Origin of the sequence: Ruminococcus sp. AM42-11 (assembly GCF_003480145.1) — a bacterium.
Classification (GTDB): Bacteria; Bacillota; Clostridia; order Lachnospirales; family Lachnospiraceae; genus Blautia_A; species Blautia_A faecis.
In genome coordinates, this window is record NZ_QUIO01000001.1 from 271,351 (window position 1) to 290,907 (window position 19,557).

Genomic DNA, 19,557 nt, shown 5'->3' on the forward strand with positions numbered 1-19,557 from the left:
TAAAAAGCTTTTATTTGACTAATTCGAAATTCTGCTGCCTTTTATTTAGTATTTCCTGTTTCTGAGTGTATTCTACGTCAAAAAATAATTTTCCTCAATTTACAAAACAAGACGGATGACAAAAAACTTATCATCCGCCTTACTTTGTAAAGTTGATTTCGAAAACTTTATGTCCCGCACTTTCAGCATTAAAGCTGCTATGCCATAGTTATTCCTTATTTTCCGGATAAACTTAATCTTTATTGCCCTTCCTTCTCCATATTCCGCAGAGAATTCCCAACATTTCCATGCATGGTCACGCAGACCATATTCGCGATTTCTTCTGGGGCTTCCTTCATTCCTCTCTTGATCCAATCAAGCATAACACCTACGAAACTGTATTTGTAAAAATCCGCAATAAATTTCTTCTGTTCCTCTGTAACCCTCAGATTCTCGCTCTGCTCTTCCACCACTCCTTCGATCAGCTGATAGGTCAGGCTGTACAGATAACTTTCCACCTGCTCTCGTTTCACAGAGCGATACACATTCAAAATAAATGGCTTATTTTCCAAAACAGCCTCAAAAATCTGCTGAAGCCCTTCCTGCCAGGTGTCGTAAGTCTTTTTTCCCTGCAAAGCCCGGGAAGCGTCCTCAATACAGGACCATTCTACCAGGTCATAAATATCTTTAAAATGATAGTAAAAAGCCATTCGGCTGATTCCGCAGTCTGTAGTCAGATCACTGATTGTAATCTTGTCCAGAGGCTTCTGAAGGAGAAATTTCTTCAGAGACTCTTCCAGTGCATTTTTTGTGATATTGTTCATTCAGATGTGCTCCTCCTGATAATATTTATTTTGCAGTATGGCATCATGCAATACATGAGGTCTGTACAATTTCTAGAGCGTGTTTGAAAAATCATTCCCACAATCTGCAGGCTCTAAGGATTTTATAAAGCCTTTTTGAATTTTTGTCAACAGGAGCACTATGGAAAAAAGCAGATATCCGCCTCCGAACTTATATATGCATATATTTTCTGAAATATTCATCGCCATCCTGAAATATATTTGGAAAAGGCTTTCTGCAAGATGTGCGTCACAATTTGTGGGAGAACATCCTCCACTTTACAAGAAAAACTCTCAATGCTACAATATTCCCCAGATATTTGACAAAAAAAGACCCTGTGGGGGAATACATAAGGAGAACACCATGGAATTAAAGCTTGAAAACGGACGTCCCGCAGATACCACGGGCAGACTTGAAAAAGAGATACGTACTTATGATTTTCTTGATGCACTTCAGGTGCCTTATCAGAGGATTGACCATGAAACTCTGATGACCATTGAAGCTTGTAAAGATGTGGATAAAGTGCTTGATGCAGTAATCTGCAAAAACCTGTTTCTCTGCAACCGCCAGGAAACGAACTTCTATCTGCTGCTCCTGCCAGGCGACAAGAAGTTTAAGACAAAGGAAGTATCTTCCCAGCTTGGCGTTGCCAGACTTTCCTTCGGCAATGAAACTTATATGGAGAAATTCCTTGATATTACACCTGGTTCTGTCAGTATACTTGGGCTTATGAACGATAAGGAAAATCATGTGCAGCTGCTTATTGATGAAGACCTCCTGAAGGAACCTTACATCGGCTGTCACCCTTGTATTAACACATCCAGCCTGAAAATTAATATGAAAGATATGATGGAAAAAATTATTCCGGCTATGAAACATGAACCGATTTTTGTGAAATTGGGACAGGAAGAATAAAATTGCAATTAACTAATTTGTATGTTACCCTTTCTTCCATTATGCTCAAAATAAAACAGACAGATACACATTTTAATCATGTACCCGCCTGTCTCATTTCAGTCTTTATTCAATTTTTATTTGCTCTTCCGCTCCTTTACCAGTGCAAATACACTCTGAAGTACAATGAAGAAGCACAGCAGGATTGCTGTTACAATGTTGGACCAGGAGCTGATCAGTTTTCCATTGGTTTTAACCAAAGTAGAAATCGTACCATTGATCAATACACCAAATAAGGAACCAAGTACATTTCCTACACCACCGGTAAGAAGTGTACCACCGATGACTGCGGAGGAAATAGCGTCCATTTCAAGGCCGGTTGCCTGGGTGGTGGTACCTGCCATGGTATTCAGGCAGTAGCAGATTCCGCCGATGGAAGTAAGGAAACTGGAAAGAATATATGCCTTCATCTGTGTTTTCTTAACATCAAGTCCCATCAGGGTTGCAGACTGCTGATTGCCGCCTACTGCGTAAATACTGCGGCCGAAGCGTGTGTATTTCAGCATCAGATAAATAGCAAGAACTACGATCAATGCAACTACAACAGTTACACGAAGGTATGGAAACTGCATGATTCCCTTTTTGTTCAGATACCCTCCAAATGGAAGGGAAATCTTAAAGCTGGAAAGAGTGGTAAAAATCTTGTCAGAAACAATACTTACCTGCTCTTTACAGATCACAGCTGTCATACCTCTGGCAAAGAACATTCCTGCCATAGTAACGATGAAAGGCTGGATTTCCAGGTAGGAAATACAGAAGCCCTGAACAATACCAAATATAATGCCAATTGCAAGGATCAGAAGCATAAGTACCGGGCTGGACCATCCCCACTGCTCAATTCCCACTGCCAGGATCATACAGTCCATAGCAACCAGGGAACCTACGGAAATATCAATACCGCCAGTAAGCATAACGCATGTCATACCAGCTGTAATGCAGATCAGACCTGCATTGTTGATCAGGATGTTCAGAAATGTCTGGAAACGGGTAAAGCCTTTGTCCGCATATACGATACATCCTGCAGCATACATTACAAAGAATAATACAATGGTGATCAGCAGCAACAGGTTATTGCTGTTTATTTTTTTCTTTTTCATGCCCGAGCTGCCTCCTTTCCGGATTTCTTTGTCAGCTTCTTAAAGAAGGCTTTGGCTGGCTCAGCCTGAATTACTACGATGATAATAACTACGATTGCCTTAAATACCGGTGCCTGTGCAGAAGAAACACCAAGTGCATACAGAGTTGTGGTAATCGCCTGGATGGTGTACGCTCCAATGATGGAACCTGCCAGGGAAAACTTACCGCCGCCAAGGCTGTTGCCGCCAAGTGCTACAGAAAGAATTGCATCCAGCTCCATGTTCAGACCGATGTTATTGGTATCTGCTGAATAGATTCTGGAGGTTGCAACCATACCTGCAAGACCTGCACAAAGACCGCAGATTGCATAGCACATAAGGATGATTTTTGCAGAATTAAAGCCTGCGATACGGGAAGCTTTTTTGTTAATACCAACACTCTGGATGTAAGTTCCAAGTGCTGTGTAGCGAAGTACAATAGAAGCAATTGCTACACACACAGCAGCCACAATGATCGGTGTAGGAATGATTCCGCAGTAAGCGCCAAGCTTCTGGAAAGAAGGAACTCGAACATAAACGATCTGGCTGTTGCAAAGAAGAAGTCCTACTGCTCGGCCTGCCGACCATAGGATCAGGGTGGCGACCATAGGCTGAATATTCATATAGGCAACCAGAAATCCATTAAAAACGCCACAGATCAAAGTGACAAGAAGTCCGGCTCCAATGCCAACCAGCAGCGGATGCGCATATTCCTGCACATTTACATTTCCGTATCCTGCAAGGATCATACAGCAGACACCTGCGTAAAGACTCATTACGGAACCAACGGAAATATCAGTACCGCCGGAAGCAGATACAACGAGTGTCATACCGATTGCCAGTATGGCGATTTCACTTCCACGGTTCAGGATGTCGATCAGACGTCCGTAAAGTACACCATTCTTAATGGAAATCATAAAGAAGGAAAGCGGTGCGCTTCCTGTTGCAATATCATATACTACGTTGATCAGCATGACCAGGATCATACTGAAAACCGGAAGGAACAGACGTTTCTGCGCCAGTTTTTTGAAATTACCCATTACTGCTCACCTCCTGCGATTGCTTTCATTACGTTCATCTGGTTCATATCTGCCTCATCAATCTCTCCAACCTTCTGACCGTCACGGAGAACTGCCATACGGTTGCAGGTACGGAGCATTTCCTCAATCTCAGAGGAAATGAAGATCAGACTCTTTCCTTCATCTGCAAGCTTCAGAACCAGCTTCTGGATCTCTGTCTTGGTACCGATATCGATGCCTCGAGTAGGCTCGTCCAGAATCAGGAAATCCGGGTTTGTTGCAAGCCATCTTGCAAGGATAACCTTCTGCTGGTTTCCACCGGAAAGCTGTTTGATCAAAGTCTCGCGGCTTGCACATTTGATCTGGAGAAGATCAATATACTTGTCTGCAATCTCACACTGTTTTGCCATAGGGATCTTTTTCAGAATGCCCTGTTTTGCCTGAATTGCAAGGATGATATTTTCTCTTACAGACAGATCTGCAACAATTCCCTCCGCTTTACGGTCGTCAGGAAGAAGTCCCATTCCAAGATGCATGGCATCAATAGGATTTTTCACCTTAACTTCCTTGCCTTTTACTTTCAAAGTACCAGTCTGGGCGCGGTCAGCACCGTAAATAGCACGTGCCAGTTCGCTTCGTCCGCTTCCAAGAAGTCCGGTAAGACCGATAACCTCTCCTTTGTGGATATCAAGGTCAAATGGTTTGATGGTTCCTGCATGGCTTAAGCCACGTGCTTCGATTACCATCGGCTCTTTTCTTTTATCTCCTGTGGTCTCCGGTTTAATGGAAGCAAGATCGTCGAAATCTTTTCCCATCATAGCTGCTACCAGCTTCACTCTCGGAAGATCTGCAATCTCATACTCGCCAACCAGCTGACCATTTCGAAGAACGGTAATTCCGTCACATACTGCATAAACCTGTTCCAGGAAATGGGTAACAAATATGATTCCTACACCTTTCTCCTTCAGTCTGCGCATCATGGTAAAAAGCTTTTCTACTTCACGATCATCCAGTGAAGATGTGGGCTCATCCAGAATGAGCACCTTACAGTCCATATCTACAGCACGGGCAATTGCGATCATCTGCTGCAATGCCAGTGAATATTCTTCAAGATTACGTGTTACATCAACGTCAAGCTCCAGCTGTTTCATAAGGGCAGCTGCCTGACGGTTCATTGCCTTTCGGTTGACCGTTCCAAGCTTTGTCAGCGGCTCGCGGCCTATGTAAAGATTCTCTGCCACCGAAAGGTTTGGACAGAGGTTTACTTCCTGATATACAGTAGAAATGCCCTTCTTCTGGGCGTCCATGGTATCTTTATTTACGATGGGATGATCAAATCCTTCCAGATAAATCTCTCCAGCCTCAAATTTATTTACGCCGGTCAGGCACTTGATCAATGTGGATTTACCCGCGCCATTCTCTCCCATCAGCGCGCGGATTTCACCTTTTTTCAATGTCAGATCCACGCCTTCCAGTGCTTTTACACCTGGGAATGTCATGCAGATTCCCTGCATTTTCAATACTACTCCTGCCTCCAACGCGATTCCTCCCTTCCCGTTATCAACTTCATTTTTCATTCTCCTCGTTGCTCGCGAAAATTAAGGGGAAGAAAATCCGCATTGGGACTTTCCTCCCCTATTCGTTCATCTTTATCGTTTTTCAGCTGCTTGCTGATAACCAATTTCGATGTTTACGGATTGTTTCACAGCTCTGCTGTTTTCACACTCTCCGATTGATTTTTCTGATTAGTAAGCACGTCCAGCCAGAACTTCATCAGTCATAGTTGTTGCATATTCGCTCTCGATTCCAGGTGCTACGAATGCCTGATCCTCAACAAGTGTTGTCTTCTCAAATTCTTCGCCTGCCTGCATTTTTTCGATTACGCCCTTAACAACCTCAGCCTGGATCGGGTTACACTCAACGTTGCAGTTGATCTTTCCGTCTAATGTGTACTGAAGTCCATCGTGTGTTGCATCGAAGGAAATAAGAGTTACATCGCCATCAACACCGTAGGTGATACCTGCTGCATCCATTGCATCCATTGCGCCGTATGCTTCGTTATCGTTCTGGCAGACAACTACATTGAACTGTCCCTCATAGGATTTGATGAAGGATTCCATAACTTCCTGACCACCAGCCTGTGTAAAATCACCAGACTGAGAATCAAGAATCTTCCAGTTATCATGCTCGCCAGCTACCTGATTGAATCCTTCTGTACGTCCGAGTGCTGCGGAAGCTCCTACGGAACCTTCGATTACAAGAATGTTAGCGTCTTTATCGCCAAGGTACTCAGCTAACCAGTTACCAGCTGTAATACCTTCGTTTGTTGTGTTTGTTCCAACCCATGCATCATATAAATCGTCGCTTGCTTCGATCTCACGGTCTGCGATGATTACAGGGATTCCAGCATCCTGTGCTTCCTGAAGAACGGTGTCCCAGCCAGCGGACTGGATCGGAGCGATTACGATGTAATCCATATCTTTACTAATGAATGTACGAACTGCTTCAAGCTGTGCAGCATTGTCATTGTCGCAGTCTACAAGATCAAGGCTGTATCCAGCATCTTCTGAGAAAACATCCTGATAGTTCTGGGTGTTTGCTGTACGCCAGTCTGACTCATGTCCTACCTGTGCGTATCCAACGGTTACCAGATCGTCAGCATAAACCGGCATAGCCATCATGCTGAGTGTTGCTGCTGCGAGTGCCATAACTGCTAATTTCTTTTTCATGTGATTGTTCCTCTCTTTCTTTTAGAAAAATACTTTTGCAGGTCGCGCCTGCCATTGGTTTCTCGTTCAACACTGATCCGTTTGCTGTCTCAGCTTTCCGTCCGTTCTTGAATCCGTGTTCTTCTTGATGTCTATAATTTAGCGAAAATCAACATAAATTTCAATATTGTTTTCCCGTCTTTTGGTTGTTTCGTCAGTTCAAACAATACAAATTTGTTGGTTTTCATAGTGAAATACAGACAAATTTATATTATAATGGACTTCAGGCAGGAAAAGGGGTGATATTTTATGATTTCTCATTTAGAAAGTTTGTTTTCTTATGATTTTGTGAAAAATATTACACCTTTTTCTATGTTTTTCGATTTGGCAAACTGTCTAAGCTGGAAAAAAAGGTTTGATCATTTGAAAAAAGGTATAATATTTTGGGTTTTAGAAGTGAAAAAGCAGAAGATTTATTGGGAAATCATAAATAATTCATGTGAAAATTTTATGAAATAACTATCCCAGCAAAATAAAAAAACCAGAGTGGCGCGACAGATTGCGGGAATACTTTTTCAGACACGCTCTAGAGCGTGTTTGGAAAAGGCTTTCTGCAAGATGTGCGTCACAATTTGTGGGAGATTTTGTCCGGAGGAGGGCGTCGTAGCGGGCTACGACAACCGAATTCGGGCAAAATATACCGCAAAGTGGGGCGTACAGATTGCAGGAATGCTTTTTCAAACACGCTCTAACCTAAGAAAGAGGAACTAAAATATATGGCGATCAAATATAAATGGCTGGTTGAACAGCTAAGAGAAATCATTTCAGATTCTATTCAAAATGGAATCAACAAGCTTCCCACCGAACAGGAGCTGGCTGTCAGATACCGTGTCAGCCGACAAACGGTCCGGGCTGCGCTGGCGGTTCTTGAAGATGAGCGGGAAATCCGCCGCATTAAAGGGAGCGGAGCTTACATTACCGGACTTTCCAGCCTGGAAGACCGGAATATAGTTGGAATTCTGATTCCCGATGAACAGCAATATGAATATCCTGCACTGATAAATGATATTCGTGTGGCGCTGGCTACGGAGGGATTTTCCTGCAAGGTTTACCCCACTCACAATCATGTGGACCAGGAACGGCAAATCCTTCAGTTTCTTTTGAAAAGTCCGCTGCGGGCACTTATTGTGGAGCCTGTAAAAAGCGCCTTACCATCACCTAATACAGAGCTTTATCAAAGGCTGATACAAAGGGGAACTTCCATTTTGTTCCTGGAATGTGCTTATCCCCAGTTGTCTCAGATTCCAGTAATCTATGAGATAATCTATATGGGGCTGGTCTTCTGGTGCAAAGTCTTGTGGAAAAAGGCCACTCTTCTATCGCCGGTATTTTCCAGATGGACGATCAGCGGGGACTTGAACGCTACCAGGGATTTCTGGATGCTATGCAAAATCAGGGGCTGACTGTACCAGACCGCAACATCTGCTGGTACACCACACAGGAACTGGATGATTTCCGTCAGAGCCAGGATATCAGCTTCCTGAAAAAATTTCTGGAACGGATCACCCCCGACTGCACTGCGTTTATTTGTGAGGATGACTTTATTGCATGGCTATTATGGGAAGAGCTGTCGCTTGGACAGGAGAAAAAGATAGCAACTCATGCTTCCCTTTCATCCTCTCTTCAAAGCACTGGATTCAAGACTACTTCCGCCGACCATAGTTTCGAAACCACAATAGCACTAGCCGCCTTCAATACCAGCTACCTTACCACATCTGTCTGCTCCGCGCCACAACACTGACACACCAGACACACCAGCCTGGTACTCTGGCCGCCCAAATGAGCATAAACAAATTAAAAGGACTCCCTGTCTCTTCGCAGGAAGTCCCATGGCAGTTATCACTGCCGAAATCGCATAATTAATTTTAAATATCATGCAGTCCCCTTACTCCGATATTCCCTTGGGCTGCACCCGGATTTTTTCTTAAACACATAACTGAAATAATGGGGATCCTTATATCCCACCTCCTGTGCGATCTCTCCGGACGACTTGTCCGTCTCGCGCAGGAGTTTTTTCGCTCTGTCAACACGTTTGCAGGTAATATACTCTACAAACGTCTTCTGCATATTCTGGCTGAAAATTGCGCTTAAATAGTTGGCACTCATATTCACCGCATCCGCTACTTCATTCAGGGAAATGGTCTCTTTATAGTAATTCTCATCAATATAATCCAGCACTTTCCTCATGGCGCTGTTGCCCTGAGACTCATTCTTCTCATCCCTGATATCAATGGCACTCTGAAGAATGTCCACACAATACCCTGCCACCTGCGATGCCTTGATACTGGTATCCTGATATTTTCCCTCGATCCGTTCTGTATAACCCTCTTTTTCCACACCAATGGATTCCAGATACATAATAGTTGTAAACCGAATATGAAGCACCACATAATCCCGGAACATTCTGGACTCCAGTGCCTTACTCATTCCACCCAGATATCCCTGAACGAACTCCTGGATCTCACTGCTGCTTCCTTTTGTAAGAAAATCCTTGATGATCTCCGGATTCAGCTGTGAAGAATCCACTGCTGCCAGCCGGTTCTCTCCCTGCGAATTTACATAACTCTCCAAAGTATCTTCTGTAAGCACATGCAGTCCCGGCACCATAAAACGATATGCAAAATAATGATTCACACTCTGATAACACTGGGAAAGCAAGCTCAATCTCTCCACTGGTTTTCCTACAGCTACATACCAGTCCATCTGCTCTTCCCCTTCGCAGGTCCGCTTCACATACTCCACGCAATTATCTGTCAGCTCCGGAAGCCGGGACAATTCCCCCTTTACCAGAACTCCGTAACTGTTTACATTCCAGCGGAAAAGCAGATACTGGGGATAGCGGAGAAAATAATGAAGCACTTCATCCTGTTTCCGAAGAAAACCTGCCATCTTGTCCTTATTTTTCTCCTGTAAATACAGGAAAAGCAGATTATATCCTGCTGCCGTAATTTCTATAGACTGACGCTCTGCCTCATCATAAATCTCCTTAACCGACAGCTCCCCCTCCAGAATTTTTTCCATAAAACGCCGTCTGGAAAACTGCTCATACTCCTGGATCTCATTCTGAAACTGGGTGCGGTAGTCCTCCTGCTCCTGATCCTGCTCGATCTTATCTTTCAGTTCAAGAAGTACATTTTTCAGCTTCATTCTGGTAACCGGCTTCAGCAGATACTGGTCAACACCAACTTCAATTGCCTGTCTTGCATATTCAAAATCATCATAACCACTGATAATAATAATCTTCATCCGCGGAAATTCTTTGCTCACAATTTTACTTAAGGAAAGCCCATCCATAAAAGGCATTTTAATATCCGTGATCAATACATCCGGCTTCGTCTTACGGATCAGGGGCAAAGCCATTTCCCCATCTGCTGCTTCCCCTACAAAACGGTATCCGAACTGATCCCAGGGAATCCTGTCTCTGAGCCCTTCGCGGATCACCGTCTCATCTTCAACCAGAAATACCTTCCGTAACATTTTCTTCCTCCCCAACGTTCTCCTGGGTATACACCCGCTCCGGAACATAATATGCTTTCTCTATTTCTTTGCCATCTTCCATATCCTGAATGATCTGCTCCACGTATTTTCCCTGGTCAGGATTACACTGGACATCAATGTTGATCTCCCCGTTTCTCACCAGCTCCACGCCCGCATCCACTGCATCAAAGGAAATTACCGTAATATCGCCGTCCACTCCTGCAGTTTTTCCTGCTTCTCTGATGGCTTCAAGAGCACCAAAAGTCATGTCATCGTTCTGTGAAACCACCACATCTATGTCCTCATACTGATCCAGAAGCCTTGCCATCTCTTCTTTTCCTTTTGCTGTGGTAAATTCTCCGTCTACCTGCTGCAAAATGTTCCAATTGCGCTGCACCTTTGCCACTTCATTGAATCCACGAGTTCTGCCGATGGTCGCGGAGGCGCCTTTGGTTCCTTTCAGCACTACGATGTTAACTTCGTCATCTTCCCTGCCCTGCTTTTTCATGTAATCCTCAAGCCAGTAACCGGCATCCTGTCCTTCGCAGACAAAATCGGAACCAACCCAGGAAGCATAGAGGGAGTCATCATCCACAGAAACCTTACGGTCTATGAGAATTACCGGAATCCCGGCATCCTTCGCCTCCTGAAGCACAGTGTCCCAGCCAGATTCCTCAATAGGAGAAAGTACGATATAATCCACCTGCTGGGAAATAAAGCTTCGGATGGCCTTGATCTGATTGGCCTGTTTCTGTCTGGCATTGTCAAAAATCAGCATGTAGCCGTTTGCCCTGGTGAAAGCGTCCTGAATGGACTGAGTGTGGGCACTTCGCCATACAGATTCGCTTCCCACCTGGGAAACACCTACTACGATCAGATTGTCGTCCTCCGCAGGAGTTTCCTGCACTTTACTGCTGCTCAAAGGACTTCCCAGAAGAACCAGTGCCACAAGCACAAACACAACCGGTGCTACAGCCCAGATGTTTTTTCTTATAAACTGTCTCATACGCCTGTCTCCTCCTGCTGTGGCCGTCCACCCTCAATTATCTTATTGGCATTCTGCTGTTTCGGATTATTTTTTATTTTTTTATTTGCGTCAGAATTCACGCTGTTGCCGACTTCAACTACTTTTGCTGTATCATTCCCTGTTTTCTCAACCGGAGCTTCCAGAAGAGCCGGAATTACAATCTCCACTGTAGTTCCCTTACCCTTCTGTGACTGGATCTTCATTCCATACTCCGGTCCGAAATACATGTGGATACGCTCATTTACATTTGCCAGGCCAAAGCCCTTCTCCGTCTCCTGGCAGGGCTTCTCGATCTGCTGACGAAGCTGTTCAAGCTCATCCTCATCCATGCCCACACCATCATCCCGGACAGTCAGACGGATAATATCTCCCTCTTTTTCCCCATGAATGTGAATACATCCCTTAGCACGTTTATACTTGATTCCATGGTAAAGTGCATTCTCCACCACCGGCTGAAGAGTCAGCTTCAGAATCTGATATTTATAAATTACCTGATCCAGCTGAATGTCATATTCCAGAATATCCCGGTAACGCATTTCCTGGATCTGGAGATAACTGCTGATATGCTTCTCTTCTTCCTTAATGGAGATAAATTCCTTCCCTTTGCTGAGGATCTCACGGAAAAAGTCCGACAGTGTAACAACCATGGTCACCGCTTCGTCCGGCTCATTGGACTCGATCAGCCACACAATGGTGTCCAGCGTATTATAAAGAAAATGAGGCTGGATCTGCTCCTGAAGAAGGCGCAGATCTGCTTTTCGCATTTTCCGCTCGTCTTCCTTTACCTTATCGATCAGAGACTGCATGCTTCCTGCCATTTTGTTAAAGCTCACTGCAAGCTCAGCCACCTCATCCTCGGAATCCGCCTGGGCTCTGGCATTAAAATCACCCTGAGCGATTTTCTCCGTAGCCTGGTTCAGCTGACTGATAGGCTGTATAATACCGGAAACGATCATCACCGCGCTGACTGCAACCACAATGATCAGCACGCCGATCAGCACACTGCACACCACCATAAACCGCCTGATCTGATCCTGCAGGGTATCCGTGACCTTGTCCATATAACGTGTCTGATAATAAATATAATACTGAATATCGTCCTGGATCAATTCTGTCAGAATGTAAATATTGTTGTCCAGCTTCTCAATATTCTCATTATATCTGCCACCGGCAGAAATGCTGTCCACAATATCGTCCACCCTTTTTTCCAGGGTATCGATATTGCGAAGAAGGCTCTCCAGCCACAGCTTGCTCTCAGATTCTGTGGTAATGGCTGTCAGTCTGGTAAACTCGCTGCGTAATTCATCTATTAAAGTATATGGATTCTTAAGACTTTTGTCTGTTTCGATGGTATCCAGAGTGACGTAGCCAACAACCAGCTTATACAGGCTCTCGTCCATCTCTTCTTTGAAATTCAGATTGTAATTGTTCGCTACAGTCATGTTGCTTACGATCTCATCGTAGGTATTGCTGTAGCTTGCCATCGAGGCAAGAAGATACATCACAAGAAGAATAAACGGCAGTGTTACCACTGCCGCCAGTGTAAGAATTTTCTTTTTCATAAAGTAAAACTTACCCCCACTCCCGCAGGTCCCCCGACCTGCAAATGCTGCTGTTCACGATCTTTCCCAAAAACCCTTCGCCGAACAATACCGCAATATAATACATTATAATAGTCCATGCCTACTGCACCGTCTCAATCATCTTCCCCACATAAGAATTCTGCACAAGCATAGGCTGTTCTGCTGCTCTCTTCATTTCCACCTGGATATTGCCTTGAATATCCTGCAAACACTCCAGAAGCAGCGGATTGAAGGTTCCGCACTCACCAGCCAGAATCATCTCCATAGCCTTCTCATGGGAAAATGCTTTCTTATATACGCGCTCACTTGTCAGTGCATCATATACATCCGCAACAGAAACCACCTGGGCTGCAATCGGAATTTCTTCCCCCTTCAGACCATCCGGATAGCCCTTGCCGTCATAGCGCTCGTGGTGCCATCTGCAGATCTGGTAAGCCACCTTCACAAGCTCCTCATCCTGATATACCCCAAGACTCTTCAGCATGGAAGCACCGATCAGGGTATGCTTTTTCATTTCCTCAAACTCTTCATTTGTCAGTCTGCCTGGTTTATTCAAAATCTTCTCATCTATTCCCACTTTACCAATATCGTGAAGGGCAGATGCTATTGTGATCATGTACTGGTCAGACCATTTCAGATCATATTTGTCTGTTTTCTGCATCAGTCTGTCCAGCAGAAATCCGGTCAACATCTTTATGTGCTGAACGTGCTGACCGCTCTCTCCATTACGAAATTCTACGATATGGCTGAGAATATCTATCAAAATTTGACTATTTTTTTCTTTTTCTCGAATTTGATCCGTTACAAGTGTGATTAGACGCCTCTGTTTTGCGTATAATTTAATAGTATTATATACACGCCGGTAAACAACCTTGGCATCAAACGGGCGGCTGATATAGTCTGAAACTCCCATTTCATACGCCCGGCGTATATATGATTCTGTCTCCTCACTGGAGATCATGATGACCGGAATGTCCTCAATCCAATGGTTCCGGTTCATCGCCTCAAGAACTGCAAAGCCGTCCATGCCAGGCATTACAATATCAAGCAACACCAGTGAGATTCCTGCACCATACTCCCGAAGCACGGAGAGACATTCCTCCCCACTGCTTACTTCCATAGTCTTAAAATCATGGTGCAGAATCTCCGCAAGAATATCACGGTTCAGCTCAGCATCATCCACGATCAGAATCTGCTGTTTCAGCTCATCACGATTAACCTCTGCGCCGTCTGCATTTCCATCTTTTATCTCATTAGACTCGGTTACCACCAGATTCTTACGGGTTTTCGCCTGGTACATAAAGCGGTCAGCTCTTCCTACCACACTTCCCAGCGTTTCATCGACCCCGGCAATTGTTCCTCCAATACTCACAGAAAGCTGAATCCCGGCATATCCCGGCACAGTAGCCAGATGGATCTTATCATGGATTTCCTGCAGTCTTCCGGCAAATTTCACTTCTGTTACTCCGGGAAGCACCAGAAGAAACTCATCCCCTCCATAGCGGATCAGAATATCATCCTTGCGGATATGCTTGCATATGGTTTCTGCAACAACAGTCAGTGCCATATCCCCGGCATTATGTCCATATGTGTCGTTATAAAGCTTAAAATCGTCCAGATCGATCATGGCAATTCCAGCCGGTCCCATCTTGGACTTCAATTCTTCTTCATAATAACGTCTGTTGTATGCCTTCGTAAGAACATCCTGATACAGTCTCTCGTTATATCCGGTAAGGCTGCTGATCAGGCGCTCATGATCTTTCCGGTCGATCAGGCTGCTTTTGTCCATTTTCTTCAAAAGCTCCATTACATAAGGATTACCGTCAATTTCCAGATATTTAGCCATGATCTGATAAATGTCATCTCCAATAAATTCCAGCTTGCACAGCTCTGCCTTCCGTAAAAAGGCTTCCATTGCCACACAGCCCTGGCAAAAATGTCCTATGCACAAATCTGCTTTTTTTGTCTGTCCGCCCTCTGCTGCCAACAGACCTTCTGCATTCAATTTCTCCAGTTTTTCCTGGTCAAGAAGCCTTACAAAGTTAAAAACCCTACGGTAACAGACCATCTCGTATTCTGCCTGCTCCATGGTGATTTTGTAATCTGATACCATACTTTATCCATCCTTCTTCGTTGTAAAGCATATTTGGACAATAAGCTTTCTCAACTCTTCCTCTGTATATGCAATATAATCTGGTTTTTCCATACCTTCCGGAACCGTATAACGGTGATGGTTCATCCAGATGGTCTTCCATCCGGCATTTTTTGCACCTGCAATGTCATTCTCCAGAGAATCCCCGATCATAAAAGTATTCTCCGGCTTCATTCCCCATTTTTCTTCTGCCATGCGGAATATCTTCACATCCGGCTTGACCACGCCCACACCTGCAGACACGATCAGCTGATCCTCTGTAAACCATTTATCAAGTCCCAGTGTGTGAAACTTCTGAACCTGATGGGAAAAAGGTCCGTTGGTAATCACGCCCATTTTCACTCCGGCAGCTTCGCATTCGTCCAGCAGTTGTGTCATTACCCCTGAAACATGAAGATGGGACTGATTCTCTTTATATCTCTTCTGGAAGAGCTCTGCCTGCTCTCTGGTAAAGGGAATTCCCAGGTCTTTCATAGTATTTTCAATTCTGTAAATCCGGGATTCATGAATGGAAACCTGTCCACTCTCGCTGAACAGAAACATTTCAGCGCTTCTTTTCCCGAAGATCCGGTAAAACAGCTCCGGATCCGGAAGCTTCCTGCCCAGACTGAACTCACAGGCTGTAAGCAACGGCTCCATCTGGCTATATAAGGTATCATCTATATCGAAAACCAGAAATCTTTCGTTGTTCATTTTACTGACTCTTTTCCTTGTTCGTATAATTCTTAAAAATATTATGCCGCAGTCTGCCGACAATAAAATAATTATACCTTTTTAATGTAGGTTACGCAATCTGTTATTCAATTTTCTATGTGTTTTCTAACTATTTCAAAGCATAGTATGTTTGAAAATCAGTTTCTCAATCGGCACGCCCCGCTTTGTGGGAGAGTTTGCCCGAAAAAAAGAGGTCCACCTTTTTTACAGATGAACCTCTCTCATTCTATTATTTACATTTCCGTGGCTGAATCAATCCCGGTTCTCCTGCCTTAGAGCGTGTCTAAAAAGCATTCCGGCAATCTGTATGCCTTACTAGAGCGTATTCGCCCAAGTGTTTAATTCCAGCCCTCGCCGTACTGGAGACCTGAGCCGCCTTCGTTATTCTCCCAGTCTTCCAGAAGATTATCATCCTGACTGCTTCCCTGACCGTCACCGTTGTCCTTGGAATCTGTGCTCTGTGTATTTGTGTTCTCGCCAAGAGTTACAGTTACTGTATCTTCTTTGTAACCTTTTCCATCCGGAACTTCAATGGTAAGCTCTACATCCTCACCAGGCTCGTAGTAGGAAAGGAAATCAACCAGCTGTTCCTTGGTTGTAACAACCTTGCCTGCAAATTTGGTGATGATAGTCTTTGCCTCAATGCCAGCCTTATCAGCTGCACCGCCTTCTGTTACGTCTCTTACAAGAACGCCTTCCGGAACACCGTATGCTTCACTTACTTCACTGTCAACACTCTGAACTGTGATTCCCAGAACACCGTGGTTATCAACTTTATCTCTGGTCTCCTCATTCATCAGGCTCTCCAGAGTATCTGTTACATCAGAAATTGCGATTGCATAACCGATACCCTCAACCTCTGTGGAAGCAAGCTTTGCAGAGTTGATACCAACAACCTCACCGTTCATGTTCAGAAGAGCTCCACCACTGTTGCCTGGGTTGATTGCTGCATCTGTCTGGATCAGGTTTGTAGCGGAATTGCTGTCGCTGTCATAATCACCAACTGTATCATCAGAATTCAGCTGACGGTTCTTGGCACTTACAATACCAGTTGTTACGGACTGTCCATAACCAAGTGCGTTACCAATTGCAACAACCTGTGCGCCAACCTTCAGGTCATCGGAATTACCGATGGTTGCGATCGTAATGGCATCCATTGTATCGCTGTCAATATCATCCAGGGAAACTGCTACAACTGCAAGATCCTTCTCACTGTCATAACCTTTTACCTTGGCCTTACATGCTGTGCTGTCACAGAAGCCAACAGATAAGGTCTCCGCACCTTCTACTACATGATAATTGGTCGCGATCAGAAGCTCGGAATCGTTCTTACCAATGATAATACCGGAACCGCTTCCCTGAACCTCCTGTTCCTGGATGGTGAATAAGCACCGTACTGACCAAACATTCCGTAGTAGTTCTGAACCTCTTCTACAGATTTGGTTGTAATGGAAACGATACTTGGCATTGCCTCTTCTACAATATCAGATACATCAAGGCTACCCTTTGCTGTGCTCTCATCTTTGCTGTCATCCTTGGAATCATCCGATTTCTTCTCGGATTTCAGCAGCTCAACCTTATCTTCGCTTGCTGCCTGTACGCTCTGCTCATAGCCTGTCAGATAGTTAACTCCTGTATATGTTCCTGCTGCAAGACCACCTGCCAGTACTGCACAAAGACTAATGCTTGCTGCCTTTTTAAGTTTTCTCTTTAATTCTTCATTTCTATTCTTCATGATAAAAGCCTCCTTTAGAAACTCCTTTATGTTCTTTTCATTTGATAGTTCACAGTATATAGACAATTTGTGTTCTCTTTGTGGGAAAAATGTGTTTAAATTGTTAAATTCCGCCTTTTAATATTAGAGCGTGTTTGAAAAATCATTCCCGCAATCTGCACGCCCCACTTTGCGGGAGATTTCACCCGAATTCGGTTGCCGTAGCCCGCTACGGCGCCCTCATCCGAGCGAAATCTCCCACAAATTGTGACGCACATCTTGCAGAAAGCCTTTTTCAAACACGTTCTAGTTTTATTATAGTAATATAAACTTTCTATTTCCATGGAATTTTTACAGAACAATATATAAAAATCGTCCATAGATTGCGTATCTATATTCAGAAAAAAGGGCGCCGCAAATAAATCGCAGCACCCTTAGATTTTCAAACTTATTTCACCGCACCGGTGATACCTTCTGCAAACTGCTTCTGCAGAACAAAGAATACAACCATGGTCGGAATGGAACAGAATAATACGCCGCACATCAGCATACCGTAATCGGTTACATAGCCTGTGATCAGGTTGGCGATCAGCATTGGCATTGTGATGGCTTTGTTATCTGTCATAATTACCTTCGGCCACAGGTATGCATTCCAGGCATTCATAAAGGTAATAACAGCGGCTGCCGCGTAGGTGGATTTCATGGTTGGAATAAACATCTGGAAAAAGATTCTCACTTCGCTTAAGCCGTCAATTCGTGCTGCTTCGATAATATCTACTGGAAAAGCTCTTGCATTCTGTCGGAACATCATGATCATAAATGGTGTGGAAATGATCGGAAGGATAAATCCGATGGATGTATTCAGAAGCTTCGCTTTTGAGAACATCTTAAACAACGGAACCATAGTAGCAACCTGAGGAACCATCATGGCAAGAAGGAGAATGGAAAACAATTTGTCTTTTCCTTTGTCATGATATACTTCGAATCCGTATCCGGCGATGGAACAGATCAGAAGGCAGATCACTGTAGTCAGGATTGCATAGAAGAAGGAGTTTCCAAGTGCTCTCCAAAGTGGCTGCTGGGATGTCAGGTTCTTAAAGTTCTCCATGAAATAGCTTCCCGGAATAATACGTCCGCGTGATACATCCGTGGAAGTATTCGTAGCTGCTGAAATCATCCAGTACAGCGGGAAAACGGAGAAAAATGATACAATGATCAGAAAAATGTATGTAGGAATCAATCTTCTCTGGATTGCGGATTTGTTTTTCTTAGTCACGAGTATCACCTACTTTCAAGTTGATAAATGCCAGAACTGCTACCATAATAAAGATAATAAAGGACATTGCTGCTGCATATCCGAAGTTCGGCACGTTGACAAAACAGGTATTGTAAACATAATGTGACATTGTGATGGTTGAGTTTGCAGGACCACCCTTTGTCAGGTTCATGGACTCATCAAACAGCTGTAAGGTACCGTTGATGGACATGATGAAGGTCATGATAATAGTCGGCTTCAGAAGCGGTACTGTGATCTTCCAGAAGGTTTTCCATCCGTTTGCACCATCGATTTTCGCTGCCTCATAAACAGAATATTCAATATTCTGAAGTCCTGCCAGATAGAATACCATGTTGTATCCGGTCCATCTCCAGATCAGGGCGATGATAATAACAATCTTTGCGCTGGTGGAATTTCCAAGGAAATTATATCCTGTGGAGAGAATTCCCATTTTCATCAGAACACTGTTGATCAGACCGTCTGTTGCAAACATGGAACGGAAGATCAGAGAATAGGAAACCAGGGAAGTTGCACATGGAAGAAATACACATGTACGGAAAAAACCTTTGAACTTCAGGTCTTTGTTGTTCAGAAGCTGTGCAAGCAGAATTGCAAGAATCAGCATGATCGGAACCTGAATGATCAGATACAGGAATGTGTTGCCAATGGACTGCTGGAACACTTTATCTGCAAGGATACGTTTGTAGTTACTGAAGATTGGATCTGCAAAACGCATATTTGCGCCGGCACCTGTCTGCAGGGAAATGATAAATGCCCGGATCATTGGATAAAAGCTCATGATGGCGATCATGATAGAAGCTGGTGCCAGGAATATCCATCCGGCAGCTTTCTGCTTCGCAGCCAGTGTCATACCTTTTTTCTTGGAATTCACAGGAACTCCTCCTTTCAAGCCTATATATACTGCAACTTTTCCAT

Annotated in this window: 20 protein-coding genes and 2 pseudogenes; 6 read left to right on the forward strand and 16 right to left on the reverse strand. The window is 44.1% G+C overall.

What is annotated here, in order from left to right; genetic code table 11:
* Positions 1 to 239 precede the first annotated feature (239 nt).
* Entirely contained in the window at positions 240 to 803 is a 564-nt protein-coding gene (locus tag DW904_RS01145; protein WP_118577723.1) for a TetR/AcrR family transcriptional regulator, read from the reverse strand.
* Between the two features lie 382 nt (positions 804 to 1,185).
* Between DW904_RS01145 and DW904_RS01150 the strand changes: the two genes are divergently transcribed.
* The gene (locus DW904_RS01150) at positions 1,186 to 1,737 is read left to right on the forward strand and encodes a prolyl-tRNA synthetase associated domain-containing protein (protein WP_118577811.1); all 552 of its coding nucleotides are present in this window, start codon (positions 1,186 to 1,188) and stop codon (positions 1,735 to 1,737) included.
* Between the two features lie 116 nt (positions 1,738 to 1,853).
* Here DW904_RS01150 and DW904_RS01155 read toward each other — a convergent pair whose 3' ends face one another.
* The 4 genes from DW904_RS01155 to DW904_RS01170 all read right to left on the reverse strand — a co-directional run bounded on the left by DW904_RS01155 (position 1,854) and on the right by DW904_RS01170 (position 6,639).
* Complete coding sequence (locus DW904_RS01155) at positions 1,854 to 2,873, reverse strand: sugar ABC transporter permease YjfF (RefSeq protein ID WP_118577724.1); 1,020 nt, start codon at positions 2,871 to 2,873, stop codon at positions 1,854 to 1,856.
* Positions 2,870 to 3,931: an ABC transporter permease gene (locus DW904_RS01160; protein ID WP_118577725.1), complete on the reverse strand. Its 1,062-nt coding sequence runs from the start codon at positions 3,929 to 3,931 to the stop codon at positions 2,870 to 2,872. Before DW904_RS01160 ends, DW904_RS01155 begins: the two co-directional genes overlap by 4 nt.
* The gene (locus tag DW904_RS01165) at positions 3,931 to 5,487 is read right to left on the reverse strand and encodes a sugar ABC transporter ATP-binding protein (protein WP_330382806.1); all 1,557 of its coding nucleotides are present in this window, start codon (positions 5,485 to 5,487) and stop codon (positions 3,931 to 3,933) included. Before DW904_RS01165 ends, DW904_RS01160 begins: the two co-directional genes overlap by 1 nt.
* Positions 5,488 to 5,655: 168 nt before the next feature.
* Positions 5,656 to 6,639: an ABC transporter substrate-binding protein gene (locus DW904_RS01170; RefSeq protein ID WP_118577726.1), complete on the reverse strand. Its 984-nt coding sequence runs from the start codon at positions 6,637 to 6,639 to the stop codon at positions 5,656 to 5,658.
* Between the two features lie 288 nt (positions 6,640 to 6,927).
* Here DW904_RS01170 and DW904_RS01175 point away from each other — a divergent pair, with 288 nt between their 5' ends.
* Positions 6,928 to 7,137 (forward strand): hypothetical protein, encoded by a 210-nt coding sequence (locus DW904_RS01175; protein WP_118577727.1) that lies wholly within the window; start codon positions 6,928 to 6,930, stop codon positions 7,135 to 7,137.
* On the opposite strand, the pseudogene DW904_RS24810 reads toward DW904_RS01175, so the two are convergent.
* A pseudogene (locus tag DW904_RS24810) lies at positions 7,138 to 7,299 on the reverse strand (DUF6783 domain-containing protein); the annotation flags it as partial. It abuts the gene before it with no gap.
* Between DW904_RS24810 and DW904_RS24815 the strand changes: the two are divergent.
* The 3 genes from DW904_RS24815 to DW904_RS01190 are packed head-to-tail and all read left to right on the forward strand — an operon-like array spanning position 7,237 to position 8,419.
* Positions 7,237 to 7,389, forward strand: coding sequence for a DUF6783 domain-containing protein (locus tag DW904_RS24815; protein WP_320054993.1), 153 nt, complete (start codon positions 7,237 to 7,239; stop codon positions 7,387 to 7,389). The pseudogene DW904_RS24810 and the gene DW904_RS24815 sit on opposite strands and share 63 nt — an antisense overlap.
* Positions 7,390 to 7,394: 5 nt before the next feature.
* Complete coding sequence (locus DW904_RS01185) at positions 7,395 to 8,081, forward strand: GntR family transcriptional regulator (protein ID WP_118577729.1); 687 nt, start codon at positions 7,395 to 7,397, stop codon at positions 8,079 to 8,081.
* Positions 8,015 to 8,419 (forward strand): hypothetical protein, encoded by a 405-nt coding sequence (locus tag DW904_RS01190; RefSeq protein WP_243110244.1) that lies wholly within the window; start codon positions 8,015 to 8,017, stop codon positions 8,417 to 8,419. The genes DW904_RS01185 and DW904_RS01190 overlap by 67 nt, the downstream gene beginning before the upstream one ends.
* A gap of 131 nt (positions 8,420 to 8,550) precedes the next feature.
* Here the strand turns inward: DW904_RS01190 and DW904_RS01195 are convergent, their stop codons facing one another.
* The 8 genes from DW904_RS01195 to DW904_RS24820 form a co-directional block, all read right to left on the reverse strand.
* On the reverse strand, positions 8,551 to 10,155 hold the full coding sequence (locus DW904_RS01195) for a response regulator (RefSeq protein WP_118577731.1): 1,605 nt from the start codon (positions 10,153 to 10,155) through the stop codon (positions 8,551 to 8,553).
* The gene (locus DW904_RS01200; protein ID WP_118577732.1) at positions 10,130 to 11,161 is read right to left on the reverse strand and encodes an ABC transporter substrate-binding protein; all 1,032 of its coding nucleotides are present in this window, start codon (positions 11,159 to 11,161) and stop codon (positions 10,130 to 10,132) included. Before DW904_RS01200 ends, DW904_RS01195 begins: the two co-directional genes overlap by 26 nt.
* Complete coding sequence (locus DW904_RS01205) at positions 11,158 to 12,744, reverse strand: sensor histidine kinase (protein WP_118577733.1); 1,587 nt, start codon at positions 12,742 to 12,744, stop codon at positions 11,158 to 11,160. Before DW904_RS01205 ends, DW904_RS01200 begins: the two co-directional genes overlap by 4 nt.
* Before the next feature lie 121 nt (positions 12,745 to 12,865).
* Positions 12,866 to 14,878, reverse strand: a complete 2,013-nt coding sequence (locus DW904_RS01210) for a diguanylate cyclase (protein ID WP_118577734.1) — start codon at positions 14,876 to 14,878, stop codon at positions 12,866 to 12,868.
* A 3-nt stretch (positions 14,879 to 14,881) separates the two neighbouring features.
* On the reverse strand, positions 14,882 to 15,610 hold the full coding sequence (locus DW904_RS01215) for an HAD family hydrolase (RefSeq protein ID WP_118577735.1): 729 nt from the start codon (positions 15,608 to 15,610) through the stop codon (positions 14,882 to 14,884).
* A 359-nt stretch (positions 15,611 to 15,969) separates the two neighbouring features.
* A complete protein-coding gene (locus DW904_RS01220; protein ID WP_347561987.1) occupies positions 15,970 to 17,010 on the reverse strand; it encodes a trypsin-like peptidase domain-containing protein in 1,041 nt (346 codons plus the stop codon).
* Positions 16,941 to 17,366 (reverse strand): hypothetical protein, encoded by a 426-nt coding sequence (locus DW904_RS23400; protein WP_243110245.1) that lies wholly within the window; start codon positions 17,364 to 17,366, stop codon positions 16,941 to 16,943. Before DW904_RS23400 ends, DW904_RS01220 begins: the two co-directional genes overlap by 70 nt.
* A 95-nt stretch (positions 17,367 to 17,461) precedes the next feature.
* Positions 17,462 to 17,611: a DUF6783 domain-containing protein gene (locus DW904_RS24820; RefSeq protein WP_347561988.1), complete on the reverse strand. Its 150-nt coding sequence runs from the start codon at positions 17,609 to 17,611 to the stop codon at positions 17,462 to 17,464.
* Here DW904_RS24820 and DW904_RS24825 point away from each other — a divergent pair.
* Positions 17,561 to 17,674 (forward strand): annotated as a pseudogene (locus tag DW904_RS24825) (DUF6783 domain-containing protein); the annotation flags it as partial. The gene DW904_RS24820 and the pseudogene DW904_RS24825 sit on opposite strands and share 51 nt — an antisense overlap.
* A 119-nt stretch (positions 17,675 to 17,793) precedes the next feature.
* On the opposite strand, the gene DW904_RS01225 reads toward DW904_RS24825, so the two are convergent.
* Both DW904_RS01225 and DW904_RS01230 read right to left on the reverse strand, forming a co-directional pair.
* Complete coding sequence (locus tag DW904_RS01225; RefSeq protein ID WP_243243594.1) at positions 17,794 to 18,522, reverse strand: carbohydrate ABC transporter permease; 729 nt, start codon at positions 18,520 to 18,522, stop codon at positions 17,794 to 17,796.
* A 91-nt stretch (positions 18,523 to 18,613) separates the two neighbouring features.
* Entirely contained in the window at positions 18,614 to 19,513 is a 900-nt protein-coding gene (locus tag DW904_RS01230) for a sugar ABC transporter permease (protein ID WP_118577736.1), read from the reverse strand.
* Positions 19,514 to 19,557: the final 44 nt, after the last annotated feature.

Excerpts from the sequence above, each read along its gene's own strand:
- DW904_RS01195 (WP_118577731.1), bottom strand. The coding sequence starts at position 10,155 with ATGTTACGGAAGGTATTTCTGGTTGAAGATGAGACGGTGATCCGCGAA.
- DW904_RS01200 (WP_118577732.1), bottom strand. The coding sequence starts at position 11,161 with ATGAGACAGTTTATAAGAAAAAACATCTGGGCTGTAGCACCGGTTGTG.
- DW904_RS01205 (WP_118577733.1), bottom strand. The coding sequence starts at position 12,744 with ATGAAAAAGAAAATTCTTACACTGGCGGCAGTGGTAACACTGCCGTTT.
- DW904_RS01160 (WP_118577725.1), bottom strand. The coding sequence starts at position 3,931 with ATGGGTAATTTCAAAAAACTGGCGCAGAAACGTCTGTTCCTTCCGGTT.
- DW904_RS01215 (WP_118577735.1), bottom strand. The coding sequence starts at position 15,610 with ATGAACAACGAAAGATTTCTGGTTTTCGATATAGATGATACCTTATAT.
- DW904_RS01190 (WP_243110244.1), top strand. The coding sequence starts at position 8,015 with ATGGACGATCAGCGGGGACTTGAACGCTACCAGGGATTTCTGGATGCT.
- DW904_RS24815 (WP_320054993.1), top strand. The coding sequence starts at position 7,237 with ATGTGCGTCACAATTTGTGGGAGATTTTGTCCGGAGGAGGGCGTCGTA.
- DW904_RS01175 (WP_118577727.1), top strand. The coding sequence starts at position 6,928 with ATGATTTCTCATTTAGAAAGTTTGTTTTCTTATGATTTTGTGAAAAAT.
- DW904_RS01150 (WP_118577811.1), top strand. The coding sequence starts at position 1,186 with ATGGAATTAAAGCTTGAAAACGGACGTCCCGCAGATACCACGGGCAGA.
- DW904_RS01165 (WP_330382806.1), bottom strand. The coding sequence starts at position 5,487 with ATGAAAAATGAAGTTGATAACGGGAAGGGAGGAATCGCGTTGGAGGCA.
- DW904_RS01145 (WP_118577723.1), bottom strand. The coding sequence starts at position 803 with ATGAACAATATCACAAAAAATGCACTGGAAGAGTCTCTGAAGAAATTT.
- DW904_RS01155 (WP_118577724.1), bottom strand. The coding sequence starts at position 2,873 with ATGAAAAAGAAAAAAATAAACAGCAATAACCTGTTGCTGCTGATCACC.
- DW904_RS01210 (WP_118577734.1), bottom strand. The coding sequence starts at position 14,878 with ATGGTATCAGATTACAAAATCACCATGGAGCAGGCAGAATACGAGATG.
- DW904_RS23400 (WP_243110245.1), bottom strand. The coding sequence starts at position 17,366 with ATGAAGAATAGAAATGAAGAATTAAAGAGAAAACTTAAAAAGGCAGCA.
- DW904_RS01225 (WP_243243594.1), bottom strand. The coding sequence starts at position 18,522 with ATGATTTCAGCAGCTACGAATACTTCCACGGATGTATCACGCGGACGT.
- DW904_RS01170 (WP_118577726.1), bottom strand. The coding sequence starts at position 6,639 with ATGAAAAAGAAATTAGCAGTTATGGCACTCGCAGCAGCAACACTCAGC.
- DW904_RS01185 (WP_118577729.1), top strand. The coding sequence starts at position 7,395 with ATGGCGATCAAATATAAATGGCTGGTTGAACAGCTAAGAGAAATCATT.